13 protein-coding genes are annotated in these 17,521 nt (G+C 42.6%); 6 read left to right on the top strand and 7 right to left on the bottom strand.

Annotated elements, in window-relative coordinates:
• Positions 1-248 precede the first annotated feature (248 nt).
• Together NJD71_RS08545 and NJD71_RS08540 are read right to left on the bottom strand one after the other, a co-directional pair.
• On the bottom strand, positions 249-1,523 hold the full coding sequence (locus NJD71_RS08545) for a saccharopine dehydrogenase family protein (protein WP_319051548.1): 1,275 nt from the start codon (positions 1,521-1,523) through the stop codon (positions 249-251).
• Positions 1,524-1,821: 298 nt separating this feature from the next.
• Positions 1,822-3,063 (bottom strand): carboxynorspermidine decarboxylase, encoded by a 1,242-nt coding sequence (locus NJD71_RS08540; RefSeq protein WP_319051547.1) that lies wholly within the window; start codon positions 3,061-3,063, stop codon positions 1,822-1,824.
• Positions 3,064-3,162: 99 nt separating this feature from the next.
• Between NJD71_RS08540 and NJD71_RS08535 the strand changes: the two genes are divergently transcribed.
• Positions 3,163-3,828: a DUF924 family protein gene (locus NJD71_RS08535; protein ID WP_319051546.1), complete on the top strand. Its 666-nt coding sequence runs from the start codon at positions 3,163-3,165 to the stop codon at positions 3,826-3,828.
• 146 nt (positions 3,829-3,974) lie between these two features.
• Here NJD71_RS08535 and NJD71_RS08530 read toward each other — a convergent pair whose 3' ends face one another.
• The 3 genes from NJD71_RS08530 to lpxB form a co-directional block, all read right to left on the bottom strand.
• Positions 3,975-5,222, bottom strand: coding sequence for a CAP domain-containing protein (locus NJD71_RS08530; protein WP_319051545.1), 1,248 nt, complete (start codon positions 5,220-5,222; stop codon positions 3,975-3,977).
• Positions 5,223-5,456: 234 nt separating this feature from the next.
• Positions 5,457-6,365 carry a ribonuclease HII gene (locus NJD71_RS08525; protein ID WP_319051544.1) on the bottom strand — a complete coding sequence of 303 codons (909 nt, stop codon included), beginning with the start codon at positions 6,363-6,365 and terminating at the stop codon, positions 5,457-5,459.
• Positions 6,366-6,384: 19 nt separating this feature from the next.
• Positions 6,385-7,701, bottom strand: a complete 1,317-nt coding sequence (lpxB, locus tag NJD71_RS08520) for a lipid-A-disaccharide synthase (RefSeq protein WP_319051543.1) — start codon at positions 7,699-7,701, stop codon at positions 6,385-6,387.
• Positions 7,702-8,210: 509 nt separating this feature from the next.
• On the opposite strand from lpxB, the gene NJD71_RS08515 reads away from it, so the two are divergent.
• Entirely contained in the window at positions 8,211-9,293 is a 1,083-nt protein-coding gene (locus tag NJD71_RS08515; protein ID WP_319051542.1) for a 3-deoxy-7-phosphoheptulonate synthase, read from the top strand.
• A 408-nt stretch (positions 9,294-9,701) separates the two neighbouring features.
• On the opposite strand, the gene pepN is transcribed toward NJD71_RS08515, so the two are convergent.
• Positions 9,702-12,302 (bottom strand): aminopeptidase N, encoded by a 2,601-nt coding sequence (pepN, locus tag NJD71_RS08510; protein WP_319051573.1) that lies wholly within the window; start codon positions 12,300-12,302, stop codon positions 9,702-9,704.
• 526 nt (positions 12,303-12,828) lie between these two features.
• Here pepN and NJD71_RS08505 point away from each other — a divergent pair.
• The 3 genes from NJD71_RS08505 to NJD71_RS08495 all read left to right on the top strand — a co-directional run bounded on the left by NJD71_RS08505 (position 12,829) and on the right by NJD71_RS08495 (position 15,095).
• Positions 12,829-13,452, top strand: coding sequence for a DUF6231 family protein (locus NJD71_RS08505; protein ID WP_319051541.1), 624 nt, complete (start codon positions 12,829-12,831; stop codon positions 13,450-13,452).
• A gap of 137 nt (positions 13,453-13,589) precedes the next feature.
• Positions 13,590-14,108, top strand: coding sequence for a peptidoglycan-associated lipoprotein Pal (pal, locus tag NJD71_RS08500; RefSeq protein ID WP_319051540.1), 519 nt, complete (start codon positions 13,590-13,592; stop codon positions 14,106-14,108).
• A 432-nt stretch (positions 14,109-14,540) separates the two neighbouring features.
• On the top strand, positions 14,541-15,095 hold the full coding sequence (locus NJD71_RS08495) for a 4'-phosphopantetheinyl transferase family protein (protein WP_319051539.1): 555 nt from the start codon (positions 14,541-14,543) through the stop codon (positions 15,093-15,095).
• A 98-nt stretch (positions 15,096-15,193) separates the two neighbouring features.
• Here the strand turns inward: NJD71_RS08495 and NJD71_RS08490 are convergent, their stop codons facing one another.
• On the bottom strand, positions 15,194-16,021 hold the full coding sequence (locus NJD71_RS08490) for a hypothetical protein (RefSeq protein WP_319051538.1): 828 nt from the start codon (positions 16,019-16,021) through the stop codon (positions 15,194-15,196).
• Positions 16,022-16,614: 593 nt separating this feature from the next.
• Between NJD71_RS08490 and NJD71_RS08485 the strand changes: the two genes are divergently transcribed.
• Entirely contained in the window at positions 16,615-17,373 is a 759-nt protein-coding gene (locus tag NJD71_RS08485; protein ID WP_319051537.1) for an IclR family transcriptional regulator, read from the top strand.
• Positions 17,374-17,521 lie beyond the last annotated feature (148 nt).

Raw genomic sequence — 17,521 nt, 5'->3', positions numbered from 1 at the left:
TATACCTCCTAATTAAGTGAATAAGTATATTTAATATAAGCAATGCAAGATGCGATAAAGTAGCTATCAGTATAAATTGATACGCGCGCTATCAGAAGTGTAAGTTAAGTTTTACTCAAATATGCTCTAACCACAGTAAACAATAGCAAGAACATAATGACCCCGCTAGCTCTCATTACTCATAAACCCAGACATAAAAAAAGCCTATCTATAAAAGATAAGCTTTTTTATTGGATCGAACCTGCTAACTAAATATCAAACTCAAGCGCTCTATCACCTTCGCTATCTTTGATACGCGTTGGTAGACCAATCTTGTTGAGTAAATTAATAAATGGCTTGGCATCTAGCTCTTCGACGTTGACCATCGTGCCTGCATCCCATTCGCCCGTCGCCACTAGCATCGCAGCGGCAACAGGTGGCACGCCTGCAGTATATGAGATCCCTTGGCTACCCACTTCGTTGTAAGCATCTTTATGATCTGAGACGTTATAAATGAACACTTCAGTCTCAACGCCATTGATTTTGCCTTTAACCTTGTCACCAATACAAGTGTTACCTGTATAGTTTGGCGCCAGCGAGCTTGGATCTGGTAGTACGGCTTTTACAACTTTTAACGGTACTACTTCTTGACCTTCAGCCGTCATTACTGGCTGCTCAGACAGTAGTCCTAGGCTCTGTAGCACGGTGAATACGTTGATATAGTGCTCACCAAAACCCATCCAGAAACGGATGTTTGGTACATCTAAATTAGCTGACAATGAATGAACTTCATCATGACCACTCAGATAGCTGTTCTGCACGCCTACAACTGGTAGGTCATCCGTACGTTTGACTTCAAACATCTTATTAGACTGCCATTTGCTGTCTTGCCAAGAATAAACGGTACCAGTGAACTCACGGAAGTTGATCTCAGGATCAAAATTAGTCGCAAAGTATTTGCCATGGCTGCCAGCGTTAATATCGATGATGTCGATATCAGTCACTGAACCTTTATCCATCATGTCATAGCCCAAACGCGCATACGCATTGACCATACCAGGATCAAACCCTGCACCTAAAATAGCAGTGATATTGTTGTCTGCACAGCGCTGTTTGCGTTGCCACTCGTAGTTGTTGTACCACGGCGGTGTCTCACAAATCTTACGTGGATCTTCATGAATCGCCGTATCTATATATGCCGTGCCTGTTTCGATACAAGCTTCTAGAACGGTCATATTGATAAATGCCGAGCCAACATTGATGAGTATTTGTATTTTTGTGTCTTGTATCAGCTGCACAAGTGCTTGGCTGTCCATCGCATCAACCTGATGCGTATGCAAGACTGCAGCTTGTTTAAAGCTGTCTTTTTCTTTTACGCTCTGCGCGATGGCATCGCATTTGTCTTTGGTACGTGAGGCGATATGGATCTCGCCAAGCACATCGTTATGCATCGCACATTTATGCGCGACCACTTGAGCGACACCGCCTGCTCCGATGATGAGTACGTCTTTTTTGTTAGATGTGGCTTGTTGGTTTGTGTTCAATGAACAATCCTCCTTTGTGTCCCTGTCGATACCGTTGATCGCGGCTATGCAAAACAGAAACGAGTGAATGATATGCGTGAATTAAAAAGGAAGACCGAGGAAAACCCACGCACCCGTCGGACAAATACCACTCCAGTATTTGCCCGAGGCGATTATAACAATTTTTATTCCCTTATCGGTAAAAAATATGCATAAAAAACAGAGATACTAAAATACTTGCTAATACAAACTAAGTCTTTGTTTTTTAATCATTAAAAATATGATAATTCGACAATAGCATTGTTTTAAAAACCAACCCTTAAGACAGGCTGGCTTTGTAGTCTTGGTAATCAAACTCACGCTGGATATCGATACGACCGTCCAAACGACGAATCACAATCGCAGGCATGTTGACCCCATTGAACCAGTTTTTCTTCACCATCGTATAGCCTGCGGCATTGCCAAAGGCAATCTCATCCCCTATCTGTAAGTTACTTAGTAATGCATACTCACCAAAGATATCGCCTGCTAAGCAAGAACGACCATAGATAATCGTATGGTCTGCTGACTCTGCATTAGCTTCAGACGGTGCAGCTTCCGCTGGATTACCAATAGGTACGATGTCAGCAGCAGCCTTATTGATCGCAGCAATTGGTGCTGACTCACGGTAAATCAGTAAATCAAGCATATGTGCTTCGATAGAGGCATCAACGACGGCTAAGTTTTTTTGATTATGCATCGTATCTAGGACAGTAGTAACCAGCGTACCCGCACCATGGATACTTGCTTCACCCGGCTCAAGATAGACTTGCACGCCATACGTCTCGCTAAATGCTTTTAATCTGTCAGCGAGCTTTTCTAGTGGATAATCAGGCGCGATAAAGTGAATACCGCCGCCCAAGCTCACCCACTCAAGCTGTGCTAATACATCACCGAATCTGTTTTCAATATCAGCCAAACTCTCACTAAAAGCGTCAAAGCTGTCGTTTTCGCAATTGTTATGAATCATAACACCAGTGATATCACTAAGCACTGCTGCAATTTTGTCTTTGTCATGCTCCCCAAGGCGGCTGAATGGACGCGCAGGGTCAGCAATCAAAAACGATGAGTTGCTGGTCTTAGGATTTAGTCGTAAACCGACTGGAATACTTTGCGCCGCTGCTTGGTCTTTAAAAGCATTGAGCTGAGAGATTGAGTTAAAGATAATCTTGTCAGCGTATCTCAATACTTCTGGCATTTCATCTGCACTGTAGGCAACGCTATAGGCATGTGTTTCTTTTTTATCTTGGCTACCCGCCTCGGTATTATCACCAAAGGTTTCATATCCCAATCTGACTTCGTTAAGCGAAGATGAAGTCGTACCATGCAGATAAGGCTGCATCACATCAAAAACACCCCATGTGGCAAAGCATTTTAGTGCTAATAATGCCTTGGCACCAGACAGCTCACATAGCCTGGCAATGATTTTCATATTGGCAACGATAGCCGCTTCATCAAGCACATAGTAAGGCGTTGGTGGCAATGATGCGGTGATAGAATTCTCTAGATTTTTTGCATTCATAATAGATTACCTAATAGACACTCTGCTGTTGGTATCTTGACAGACAGATATAAATATTTGCGCTATAGTAGACTAAATTCATCATAATTAGAATATCTTATGGCACTCTCAACCGATTATTCCACTTCTGCCAGCCGATCTCATTCTTCTCAACTAGACCCAAAAGACATAGATTTGACTCATCTCGATCCTGAGGCACGTGCAGTGTTGGATTTTTGGTTTAATGAAGACAATGAAGCCTGTTGGTTTGAACAAAAGGATCATTTTGATAAACAAATAGCGGATAAGTTCTATAGTACTTGGCAGGCAGCCGTGCAAGGTGAATGCGTCACTTGGCGTATTGCGGAGTCTTCACTGGACGGTAATAGCTCGGTTACGGCGCTGGCAGGACGATTAGCAGAGATTATCGTGTTGGATCAGTTTTCACGCAACCTATACCGCGGTCAAGCGAACGCTTTTGCTCAAGACGGTATGGCAATAGTACTGGCACAAGAAGCGGTTCAGCAGCCCTACTTTGATACGCTGCCGATGCAGTGGCGCAGGTTCATCATCATTCCATTTATGCATTCTGAATCAGCACTGATTCATGACCGTTATCTGCCGCTATTTCAGCAGTTGAATGATCCAACCACATTGGACTTTGAGTATCGCCATAAAGAAATTATTGATCAATTTGGGCGCTATCCACATCGTAACGAGGCGTTAGGACGCGACTCAACCAATGATGAAAAAGCCTTTTTGCAACAGCCAGACTCATCGTTCTAAAGTCAAAACTGCTAATGATTAGTTGTATAATACGCTCAAGGATAGTCAAAAGTGTTTTACAAAATAAGGGCTGAATCAGTTATCTGTTTCAGCCCCTATTTTTGTCCTATCAGCTCAATCGCCGAACGGGTATTTTAGTTTACCTACTAGTAATTTACTTGACCTGTCGTAAACGTAAATGACTGGGTTTCTGAAGCTTGGTTGTCAACCAAGATATCAAAGCTCACTTGATACTTTGTATTACCATAAAGACCACATTGTTGACTCTGATCTGTACGACGCTTAACTTCGCAGCTTTTGAGTGCATCGGTCAACGGCAATATAAAAGCTTCGTTCTCTGGTAGCTCGTAGTTGGTATTGCTGTACGGATCGTTGTCAAAATCAATCAACTGAATCGGTACATCAGTATTGCGCTGAGTATCACGAAATTTGATGTTACTGACTTTGATTTTATCTGCTGATGGCATACTCACATAAACAGGCTGTCCGATAGGATCGGTACGCAAATTGCGACCAGTTCCTCTAACAGGGTTTGGCGACTCATTATATAGCGCAGTTACTGTACCAGTCACCCCTTCGCATGGATAAGTAAAGACACCTGATACGGACCTATCTCTTGTCGCTCTTGTCGCTGAAGCATGGCTTACTAAGACATAGCCTTGATTAAGGGTTGGATTTTTGGCATTAGGTTTGTAAGTCACCATCCCTGTGCCGATCAGACTCGACGTTGGCAGCATCAAAGAACGCAGATGATACGGTGCGGCTAGCAATGATTTTGCCATTGAGGTTGCCACCATATCTACACTCAAGAAATTACCTGCTGAGCTGTAATAGACAGATTGAGCGATATTTTCTGTCGCACCATATTGTGCATTACTGTAGTTTGCATTTAACAATCTATCTGAGAAGTCCAAGCCACCAAAGAATGGATTGTTGTCGCCTGTGACGCTAGCAATATCACTGATTTCATTTTCGACATGGGCATTGAATGTGGTTGGTGTGCTATTAGCAAATACATATTTGATATAGTTTGCATGCTGAATCGCAATATCGTCCAGTTTTGTATCACCAGAGAGACCACTTATACCACAGCTGGTTCTGGCCAGACTAAATTGATTATTAGCACTTAATGCTGCTCGTGCGTTGTTGTCTACGGGTTCCTTATTTGTATTGTCTGGTACATCTCCGGCTGACTCTTCCTCTTCATCGGGCGACGCTGTAATAGGTACTGAAGTAATTGGTTCTGATACGATATCTTCTTGTGTTTCACTCGGTGGATCATTAGGTACAGAGCTGCTATCGGAGTCTCCACCGCCGCCGCCACCACAAGCCGTTAAAAACACTGTTAAAAATAGTACTGAAGCGAGGTTCTTTTGAGGGATATGAGCTGTCATCTTTTATCCTATAAAATAGTTATGTATATAAATCATAGTGGAAATAAAAAATTAAACCAAAGCTTAGTTATTGATTTTACAGGTTTTTGTATTGGTATGAATATATTGTAATATACTTTATGGACTTTTGCTCGTTATTTCTAGAAAACAGTCTATTAATTCATAATATATGTCGCTTGATTGTTATGGGATTTCGGTACATTCGTGATGATTAAAATGCTCGCTGTTTTGCGTTTATCTACTTTCTAGCGACTTTCGTACTGGTGCAAAACTACGTCTATGTGCTGATAGCACACCGTATCTGTCAATTGCTTCCATGTGAGCGCGCGTCGGGTAGCCCTTGTGTTTAGCAATACCATACTCTGGATATTGCGCATCAAGGCTGTACATGGCCTCATCACGGCTCACCTTTGCTAATATACTGGCGGCGGCAATACTCGTATGGCGCGCATCACCCTTCACCCACGCTTGGCAATCAACGCCAGATAGCGTCATATCTAATTCGTCAAATATAGCGGGGTTCAGATCAGGGCAACGATTGCCATCGAACAGCACCTCAATCTTTACACTATTTGGCAATGCGTCTTCAGCGACTGTGGCCGCTAAAATACTTTTAAAAACTATTTTTAATAACGTTTCCGTACACAGCCGCATACCAAGCATGGTTGCCTGCAATATATTTACCTGATCGATGACTGCTGCTGGTATGTCAGCGATGACGTACCCTGTGGCATGCTGTTTGACCAGCGGATAGAGAATGTCTCGCTTTTTTTCACTCAATTTTTTTGAGTCTGTTAGAGTGGATAGTGGTGTGTCTTTTAGCGGCTGTGCTTCGATTAGTCCTGACCACAACGGGGGCAGTATTGCTGCGGCAACATTGACGCTCCCCAGTAATGGTCCACGCCCTGCTTCATCAACACCAATGTGCAATACTGGTTGCTTAGCTTCTTTATTACTGGTGAAATAGTGAGTGAGGAGCTCCGAAGTATTCATCTGCCCATATAAATGTATGGGTGCTACCAGTTGAATATACTGACCTTTGACATCGATATTTTCGATCTTGATATCAACTGTCTGAATTGAGTTTTCTATATTGTGTTGATCCGTACTATGTTGATCTGTACTGTGCTGAATAGGCATCATGTTAAAAAGTCTTTCTTGTTTAGGTAGGATTGATCATCTTAGTATTTTGCATAAACCACTGCTCAATCACACTATTTGCTGGTTCATGGTTGCTTTGCTGCTGTAATGACTGTTTTGTCGCTAGTAAATCCTTTAGTTGTTCAGCATAGGCACGTGGCTGCAGTAGACGCATCACGGTACGGCAAATATTGTCACCGCTTGCCTGCTCTTGAATAAGCTCAGGTACGATTGGCGCATTAGCCAAAATGTTTGGTAGTGCCACATAAGGCACTTTTACCAAACGTTTGGCAATCTGATAGGTCAGCTTATTTAATTGATACACCACCACCATCGGTCGTTCAAGCAGCATCGCCTCCAACGTTGCTGTTCCAGATGCTAGCATCACAATATCTGAAGCTGCCATGGCCTGCTGGCTAAATTCTGGTTGGGTGTCGTCATAAACGACCACAATAGCTTCTCGTAGCTGCTCTGAGCGTTGATCTATAACCTCTTGGACAATATACTGATGGTTTTGATCCACTGTCGGAATGATAAAGCACAGCTTAGGATCTAGCAGTATTAACTTTTGAATACCATCAAGCATTGAAGGCAAAATAGCCGTAATCTCACCGCGCCGAGAACCTGGCATCACACAAACAAGCTGACTCACATCATCAAACCGTTCAATAAAAAACTGCTGTAATCCATCATTGTGCCAAACGAGCTCGCTGCGGCGCTGATTGATTGGTGTGTCTATCAATGTCTGATCGATAGTTCGTAGCAGTGGATGACCCACGCAGATCGCCGGATGGTTATGACGCTCGTAAACTGGTAGCTCAAATGGAAACAAGCACAACACCAGATTGGTTGCTGCTTTGATATTGTGGATACGTGACTCACGCCACGCCCAAATAGAAGGGCTGACATACTGTACACAGAACACGCCTTGCGGCTTGAGCTTTTTGGATACCCGTAGATTGAAGTCTGGCGCATCGATACCGACAAACCAATCAATACTAGCCACATCAAACGCACTCAGTAGCTCGCGGCGCGCTTTGAGCAAATCTGGTAGCTGTGACATGACTTCCACCAGTCCCATCACCGCAAGACGCTCTAATGGAAAAATACTCTGCAGCCCTTGCGCTTGCATTTTGGGACCACCAACACCAACCCAGACGATATCATCACGTAGATTGTTCATCTGCTGCATGAAATCTGCACCCAAGCTATCTCCAGACACTTCGCCTGCCACGATACCTATGACTAGCGGTGCGAGGTGTCTGTTCGGTCTTTGAGAGTCCGCCTCTGTCTGGCTGACTAAATCAGTATGTGAATGAGACGTAGCAGAATCTGTCATGACAAGCTCTCAGTATTAAAGAATAAAAATAAACCGCTATTATAAAATATAACGCCACAAATCAGTGATAAGTATTCACAGATGATGTGCAGGTCTGTCTACCATATCTCTAAAGTAACATTTTAGCCACCTACCGCTGATGTCGCTATCATACGTGACGATGATAAAAATAGCTAAACTCGCACGTGAAACCCAATTTATAGAACCTAAGCTATGAGACTCCATTTCTGAAACCTAAGCTATAAAATCTGAGTATCGACCGTACAAATTTAGATTAGTCGTTATTAATAGATAGAAAAAATAAATCCCAAACGTGCATTTGCAGTTTTAAATACAATGCTAAGACGTATCTCATTTTGAAAAACACACCCTAAATGCATGGAAGTATAACTAAGTTTTAGATTCCTCATTCCAGTTATCAGTCAATTAACTGCCTGACTACCCTTGTCAACCAACCATTTTGTCCGCATAATGAATATTCCTATAAATCAGCTAGACGATATATAACCATGACAACATCAGTTACCCATAATGCAGATATTGACGACGTGAATATTGAAAAATTTATTCCTTTGATTACGCCCGCTGAGCTAAAAACTGAGCTACCTCTATCAGATGAAGCCTATAAAACCGTCCTAAACGGTCGAAACACTATCCAAAACATCTTGGACGGCAAAGACAAGCGATTGTTTGTGGTCATTGGACCTTGCTCTATCCATGATATCAAGGCGGCACATGAATATGCTGATCGCTTGGCCGTATTGGCAAAAGAGATCGAAGACAGCGTGTTTGTCGTGATGCGTGTCTATTTTGAAAAACCGCGTACCACGGTTGGCTGGAAAGGGATGATTAATGATCCTGATATGAACGATAGCTTTGATATCGAAAAAGGATTGCGCACCGCACGTAAGCTACTGCTTGATCTGAATGAAAAAGGTCTTCCTTGTGCCACGGAAGCACTTGATCCAAACACCCCGCAGTACATGCAGGATTTGATCAGCTGGTCAGCAATTGGTGCTCGTACTACCGAAAGCCAAACACACCGTGAGATGAGCTCGGGCCTATCTTGTCCAGTGGGCTTCAAAAATGGTACTGATGGTGGCATGACGGTTGCTGTCAACGCGATGCAAGCCGTTAAAGAAGGACATAGTTTCTTGGGTCTGTCTTCAGATGGCAAAGTCTCTATCATCAAATCGAAAGGTAACCCTTACGCACATGTGGTACTACGCGGTGGTAACGGTAAGCCTAACTATGATGAAACTGCAGTTGCTCAAGTTGAAAACGAGCTTGCCAAAGGCAAAACCAACAGTAAGATCATGATTGACTCGAGCCATGCCAACTCAGGTAAAGATCCGTACCTACAGCCGATGGTCATCAACAACGTTGCTGAGCAGATTCAAAACGGCAATAAGTCAATCATCGGTATGATGATCGAAAGCCATCTAAAAGGCGGCAATCAAAAGCTAACTGCTGACTTGAGTCAACTTGAGTATGGCAAATCTATCACTGATGGTTGCCTAGATTGGGACAGCACGGTTACCGCGTTGCGTAGCCTACATGATATGGTAAAAGACGTCCTACCAAACCGCTAATCGGTTTTAAAAATAACCTACTGTCTAGCAAAAACTATCTGGTAAAACAAAAAGCCCGTTTGGCACTAATGATCAAGTGCCAAACGGGCTTTCTTTATGACATGCTATTTTGAAACTCTAAAACACTTAATGAGCAATGAAAAATAACTAGAGCGTGTTCCTATTTTAAAAATGGTGATGAAAATGAGATAAATCGCAGACAAACAAGGAAAATAGCGCAGATAATATCGAGATATTGACCAGCTATTTGACGCCGTGTGGCAAGATTTAGCCATTTTTAGCCCATTTAGTTATAAACATTTTAATTAGGGACATGCCCTATAGCTCTCAATCAAACAAAGCCAACCCCATTTCAGGATTGGCTTTGCTTTTATATCAGAGACTGTATCGTTGCATTACGGTTCACAATCAATCGTCTGCCGCGCCCAGTACACTGTCTAGACTCTCAGTCACATGCTTAGATGATACATTCTTTTGTAAATCTAGTAGCTGTTCATGTGCCATTTGACGATGTGGCTCAGCCAATGTATTCCAACGTGCTAGTACTTGTAGCAAACGCGATGCCAATACAGGGTTGGCGTCATCTAACTGTTTGATAACATCGGTATACATTTTTAGACCTTCTGCCGTCCATAGTACTGTTGGTTGCGAGCTAAAGGCACTAATGACTGAACGAACGCGGTTAGGTGTATTCCAATCAAAATCTGTATGTGTAAGTAGCGACTTGACCACGTCAGGCGTCACACTGTCAGCGGCGGCTTGCACGCTAAACCACAAGTCGACAACCAGATCGTTTTCTTGAAAACGCTGGTAGAAATCAGCGAGATAATGATCTGCATGTGCCAATTGATGATTGACCATTGCCTTGAGTGCACCAAAGCGCTCAGTCATACAGCTGGCATGATCATACTGCTGCTGCGCCCAGTCTGCTGAACCGTCAACATTAGCAGTCAGTGCCATATCAAGTACAACGTTACGCAAAGCTCGGATACCACGAGATTTAGCACTGTCTTCATAAGACTGCATTGGCAGATTATTATACAAGACTGCCCACTGGTCTTTGAGTCTGTCTGCTACTTGTTGATATAGTCCATCACGCTGCTCTTTGACTAACGCTGGATTGTAATCCTTAGAGATAGCAGAAGCCAGCTCCTGTGCTGAGGGAATATCAAGTAGCCTTGCCGCCAACATTTCATCATCAGCTGCCAAGACAGGAAACGACTGCTCCAATGCCTCTAGATACACATCAGGGCTACTCTTTTCGCCTTTTCCTTGCAGCAAAATACGATTGACTAGCATCTGAGTCACTTGCCAGCGATTGAACCCATTGGTTTCATGCTTGAGCAAAAATGCTAAGTCTTCATCTTGATAATCATAATTGAGCTGTACTGGTGCGCTAAAATCACGCAACAAAGAAACCACTGGCTCGCTTGTCATATTATCAAACACAAAGGTTTGCGTTGCTTGGTCAAGCAGCAGCATACGCTCAGCAACAATACTGCCAGACTCTTTGTCAAACAGTGCCGTTGCTACAGGTATCGGCAGTGGTTTTGGCGCATCAAAGCCACTAACATGACGTGTCTGCTGGTTCAAAGTGATGGTCAGCGTCTGTGCGGTACTATCATAGGTTTGATGACCTGATAATACTGGCGTACCAGGTTGGCGGTACCAATCGATGAAGTCTTCGACTTTTTGATTAGTAATGCTAAGTGCGGACAAAAAGTCTTCAACAGTTACGGCTTGCCCATCATAACGGCGGAAATACTCGTCTGTTCCTGTGCGGAAATCGTCTGGTCCTAATGTGTTCGCAATCATACGTACAATTTCAGCACCTTTTTCGTAGACAGTCGTTGTATAAAAATTATTGATCTCAACGAAGCTCTCTGGGCGTACCGGATGGGCTAATGGGCCTGCATCCTCAGCAAATTGATGTGCGCGCAGTGTGGCTACATCATCGATACGCTGCACAGCACTTGACTGCTGATCCGCTGAAAATGACTGATCACGGTAGACCGTAAAGCCTTCCTTTAAACACAACTGAAACCAGTCACGGCAAGTGATTCGGTTACCTGTCCAGTTATGAAAATACTCATGGGCGATGATAGCTTTCACACTAAAGCTGCGTGCGTCGGTGGTGGTTTCAGGACTAGATAACACACAAGCCGTGTTAAAGATATTAAGTCCTTTATTCTCCATTGCACCCATATTGAACTGACTGACGGCAACGATCATATAACGGTCTAAATCATAGGCGCGCCCATAATTAACCTCATCCCACTTCATAGAGTCTTTTAGCGCTTGCATACCAACATCACATTTATCGATATCGGCAGATTTTGCATACACTTCTAGTAAGACTTCTCGACCTTCACTCGTCGTATAAGAATCTGTCAGTACATCCAAATCAGCGATGACACAAGCAAACAAGTAACTTGGCTTGTTGGTGGGATCCTGCCAGATTGCATAATGACGCTCTGGCGCATCAGTGACCTCGCCTGCTTCAACTAAGTTGCCATTGGCCAATAGGGTTGGATAGCGCTTATCTGCCTCCAATCGAGTGGTAAATATCGCCAGCACGTCAGGACGATCAGGATAAAAAGTAATCTTGCGAAAGCCTTCTGGTTCGCATTGGGTCACGAACATGGTGTCATCACCGCTACCCGCCATATACAGACCTTCTAGCGCGGTATTGGTCTGCGGGCAGATACGCACCTGAATATCTAAGGTCACCTGATCAGGAGCATCATGAATTATCAGCTTACCGTCTTCTTGGCTGTAGTGATCAGTTGTTAGCTCGTTACCATTCATAGTAAGGGCTAATAGCTCTAACGACTCACCAAATAAAACAAGATCTCCTATGGTCTGGCGCGTCATTTCAAGTGCACTGTTTACTAGTGCATGGTCTTCAAATAGCTTAATGTCTAGATGAACCGTCTCAACATCGAAACTTGGCTTCTGATAATCTTTTAAGTTAATTTTGCTAGGCGCATGCGGTGGTACATCAGGCATATCAGGATTGATAATTTGAGCATCAGTTTCAGCAGTGGACATATGATTTCCTATTATTAATGATATAGATGGTTGATATTAATACTGTTGTTATTGCTTTTTTTAAAATACGTATCGCATTCAAGCTCACACTGTTGTAGCTGCCTGACGTTTGCAAACTGTTATTTATAAACAATCTGGTTTATATCAGGCTTATACTTGAGTTGATGGCATAAATTCATTGCTTGATATTGCTTATTAATAAGGGACTGTCACCCTATTATCGCTAGCCTAACTATTTTTACTAGCCTGATAGCTAGATTGACCTAAACCCTTAAATTTCAAGTGTAGACATTGAGATAACTGAGTTATCATTTACAGATAATACGCGCCTTTTCTGTGCAGCTATGCTTACTCGCATAATTCATAGCGAGCGTTGATCTAAAAATCAAATAAACAAATGGACGCGAGTTATCAATTGGATAATGTCGCTTAAAATGATTTAATAAACATACCAATGACCCACCTTCAATAAACGGCCCATGATATGACAACACATACTGCCAAAACCTCAAAGATCACTCTACCTTTGCTTAGAGACTATGTCGATGCCCTTATGCCATCACTTGGTAGCTCACGTGACACCTCAATGGATGAGCAGGCAAACACGACGGGGGATCAGACTGACGATACCACTGAGCTGTTATGGGTTGCACACGACAAAACAGAATTATCAGCGCTGCAAACACAGCTAAAGACTTTACCAGATAACAGCAATGTGCCAGTCCAATCGTGGCATATATCGACTTTATCAGAACTTACCAAACAGCATCTACCTAAGCGGTATGAGCTTGCCTGTTTTTGGCTACCTTCCCTGTCCCATGAGACATTACAACAATATATTCCTGCGCTCATGCGCTATCGTGATCTATATGCAGCACATCTACTGGTTGCTCTTGATAGCTCGATAGATCTAAAACCTTATGGATTTACACCGTTTGATATTTTAAGCGAGCCATCCTTGGGTGCTAATCAAGTTGAATCAATCACCTCATCCACAGTGTCAGCGACACTTTGGCAGTTCAATTTATATGATTATAAAAAACTACCAAACTGGCTCAATGCTGACTACTGGGCAAATCCAGAGAATTGGGGCAAGCATCGTTGGTGATATATATTCTATCTATGGTTATTTACAGTAAAAATACTTACATAAATTAACAATTAGTATATGATAGGAGAGATTGCTCAAGCTTTATGGTAAGCAGTTTAAAAAAATAAATTCAATTAAAATTTCAGGAGCTCGTCATGTCAATCAGTTTTTCTAAAATCGCTGTTCTTGCTGTGTTATCAAGCGCTGTGGCGCTAACCACAGGTTGTGCTACCAAACGCTCTACCTCTGAAGTTGTGGTAGCTCCGCTAGGTATTCCAGGTGGTCAAGTCGGCTACAATGGTGCCGTTATTGTTGATAACTCAAACGCCGTGATTACTGGTGCAGAAAACTTACAAGCAGTGGTTTATTTCGCTTTTGATAGTAGCGAAATCACTGCACAAGCAGCAAGTGTCCTTAACCAGCACGTGAGTCTACTAAACTCAAATCCAGCGGCTGGTGTTGTGATCGCAGGTCATACCGATGAGCGCGGTAGCCGTGAATACAACATGGCCCTAGGTGAGCGCCGTGCACAAGCAGCACGTAACTATCTTGCTGCTCAAGGGGTCACTGCCAACAACATCCGTGTTATCAGCTATGGTGAAGAACGCCCTGCTGCTGCCGGCAATACTGAAGACGCCTATGCCCAAAATCGCCGTGCTGAGCTGTCTTACTAAGAATAGTTAAACTATTAGATCCTTAAAAAAGCCCAGTAATATACTATTGCTGGGCTTTTTTATATTTTATTATAAGCGCTATGGGTACCTGCAACTCATGGGCACGACAGTTGTTTAAAGAACGGCCTACCTTGAATTAGCGTCAAGTAATTTGATATCTGAAAAACCTTACATTTCGACTGAAATCCTTAACGATTAATTATGATAATACCAGCCTCAAATATAACTCACATTCAATATACTCAGCTCGGTCATGACATATGGTGCGTGACTGCCAAGGTGAGCGAGTCATTAGCTTGTCTGAATATAAACAGCACGCTGTACGCGTCAGTTCGGTCATTATCATCTGGGTCATTATGTACAGACCTTACTAATCTGGGTGATTGTAAATGGTATTATGTATCTCTACAAAAGCCCACATCGAAACGCAGCATGGCTCGTAGACAGCGTGAGCAGCAGCGTCAAGGCGTCAGGCACCTTCTACAAAACCTACTTAAGAAACTACACATCGAAGACACTTTAGACGAGTCGAGCTTCCCTTATCGACTTATAAACAGTAAATATTACGTCTGTTTTAGCCATACAGGTGCCCATGATAAAAATCATAGCAATAGCAATAAGACGTCACCGAGTCAAATAGCTCTAGTCATCAGTCACCATCGTCCTGCTGGAATCGACATAGAGCACAATAACGTGGCTTGGCACGTCGCACAACGTTTCTATTCCGATAACGAGATTGCTGTTTTACAGACATTACCAACAAACAAACGTGACCCTATTACTAAGTTACTGTGGCAAATAAAAGAAAGCTTTATAAAAGTTCACCAGTACACATTAGCACAAGGTTTAGGGATGGATTGTTCTGAGCTCTTACCTGATTTAATTGACGGCATGAGGGAAGATACCTCTACTAATGAGACTCGTATCAGTCATTCTATTTACCAGATTACAATATTAAAATCTCAGCAAACCGTCATAGTTTTTTGAGAATATGGCACCCTATTCGAAACAAAAAAACGACCCTAAAAAGGGTCGTTTTTTTGTACTTCGATTCTTCTCACGACAGCATCTAGGCTGCGATTGGATTAGAAACGGTAAGTTGCACCAAGTTTAACGATTGGTAACCACTCTAAGTAGTCTTCGTTCTGAAGCTCAGCATTGGCAGCAGCTGCAGCTTCAGTAGCAATAGCATTAGTATTACTAGCAGTTACTTTAGAATTTACATCACCTAAATATGCAGCGCCTAGTTCACCAAATACACCGAAGTTGTTAGTGATGTTAGGACGGAAGCCTACGGTTAGGTAAGGAGCAAGTTCGTTACGATGTTTAACACTACCTTTTAGAGTACCAACTGCATCAGCATCATAATCTACGTCATTGATTCTATAGTTACCGTCTTTAGAATTGGCGTTAATGTTGATTTCGTTGTCAGGTACGATAACACCAGCACCCATAGTGAACCAGTTCGCCATAGGACGTACTTGAACACCTAGGTATGGATTGCTGAAGTCAGAATCAACATCATATTCGATATCTTCTACATCAAAATCACCACCGAACAAGTCAGCAACATCGCCACCAGCCCAACCAGCTTGTAATTCAACTTTTTCGTTAATGCTAAAGCCAACGTTAGCACCATAACCCAAAGAACCAACCTCAGCGCTTACAGAAGCTGGGTTTGTAACAGTGTTAAATAAAGTTTTGGTAGTACCAACAACAGCACCAGTAGTGTTGCGTACGATACCAGCGTCAGAATTATATGCATAAGAAGGCTCTGCTGCTTGATAAGCAACTGGCTGAGCTTCGTATACTACCGCATCGTTGTTATCAACAACGATAACCGGATCAGCTGCTAATGCAGCAGTTGATGCTAGAACAGCAGCAGAGATTGCCGTTAGTTTAATCAGTTTCATAATTATTCTCCTAAAGTGTGAAATAACTCGCCCATAAAAAACGATAGTTATGCTTTTTTTAAACCATCATTTTGTTGAGGAGATTAAAACAATTTTGGCCGTAAAAGTCACCCCTTGGAATGCGCTTTTTATTTGCCGTTATGTAAAGATTGCATAGATACTGTAATAATTGCTACACCAACCTGCAAAACTTTGAATTCCTGTTACACAACGCTCTCAAAGTAACCAAACAGTGTAGACATGAGTGTCGGCGGGGTTAATGTTCATGTAAAGGTATTACAAAATATTTCACTATAATGACTGAGTATAATGTGCAGCTCAATATCAGTTATATAGCTTATTACTACAGAGTGTTGCAGCTTGTGATTGGACGTATCTTATGTTGCTTGTACAAATAAATTGTAAATATAGGAAATAATGATACGAATGCTATTATTTAGTATCACTAAACCTTGTCTAGGCTTTATATTGTGCTAAATTAGAGGTAAGAAGGAATTTGTTCTCAGACGTCTTTTTTTATTACCCTTTGTTCTACTTATGAAAGCGTTGTGCGCTTCTATACTTTGATCTTTTATTAATACTGAGCCTTTTATATGCCTAAAGTATCGTCAATTACCCGTGTACTAGAGATCATAGAAGCTGTCTCTTACGCTTCTAAGCCTCTGTCTCCACTCGAGTTGTCACAAGAGCTGGATATCCCCAAACCAACCATACACCGTCTGATTCAAAACTTGGTCGATGACGGTTTTTTGACTGTTGATATCGGTGGTGGGATTATCCCTGGTAAGCGGGTACGCAATCTGAGTGTTGAGCTTTGGCAACAGCGATTGTTCTTCAATGAGCGCCAGATGATTTTGCAAAAACTGGTTGACGAAATTAAAGAAACTTGTGGTATTGGCGTTCCATATCATATGGACATGATCTATACCAATCGCGCGCAAACAACCCTGCCCTTGCAGATATACCTTCCTGTAGGAGCCAAGTCGCCTATGTGGTGTACAGCGACAGGTAAGCTATACCTCAGTCAATTATCTATTACCAGCCGTATGAAGATACTACAAGGATTACCACTAGATAAATTCACCAAAAATACCATTACTGATATTGATGCCTTGAACGCTGAGCTTGATCGTATCGCTGATACTGGCATCGGTATCGATAACGAGGAGTTTATTTCTGAAATGGTAGCAGTAGCAGTGCCTATATTAGACAAGAAGTCACGTTATCTGGCCTCACTGTACCTGCATGCACCGACGATACGCGTGTCCCTCGATGAATTACTGATTTATGTACCTCGGCTACAGCAAGCCGCGCAGGATATCCAAGCCCTCGTGTATGACCTACAGAGCTGATATCGCCCTTATCATGCACCAAAAAGCGCCACGCTATAGTCCCTAGCGCGGCGCTTTTCTGTTTTATCTGATATCTAACAAGTATCTATTGGCACATCACAAGTGTCTATTGATAAGCACCACCTATTAATAAGCAACCGCTATTAGC

The organism is Psychrobacter sp. PP-21 (genome assembly GCF_033790785.1).
Lineage (GTDB): Bacteria > Pseudomonadota > Gammaproteobacteria > Pseudomonadales > Moraxellaceae > Psychrobacter.
This window is presented reverse-complemented; position numbering and strand designations above follow the sequence as displayed.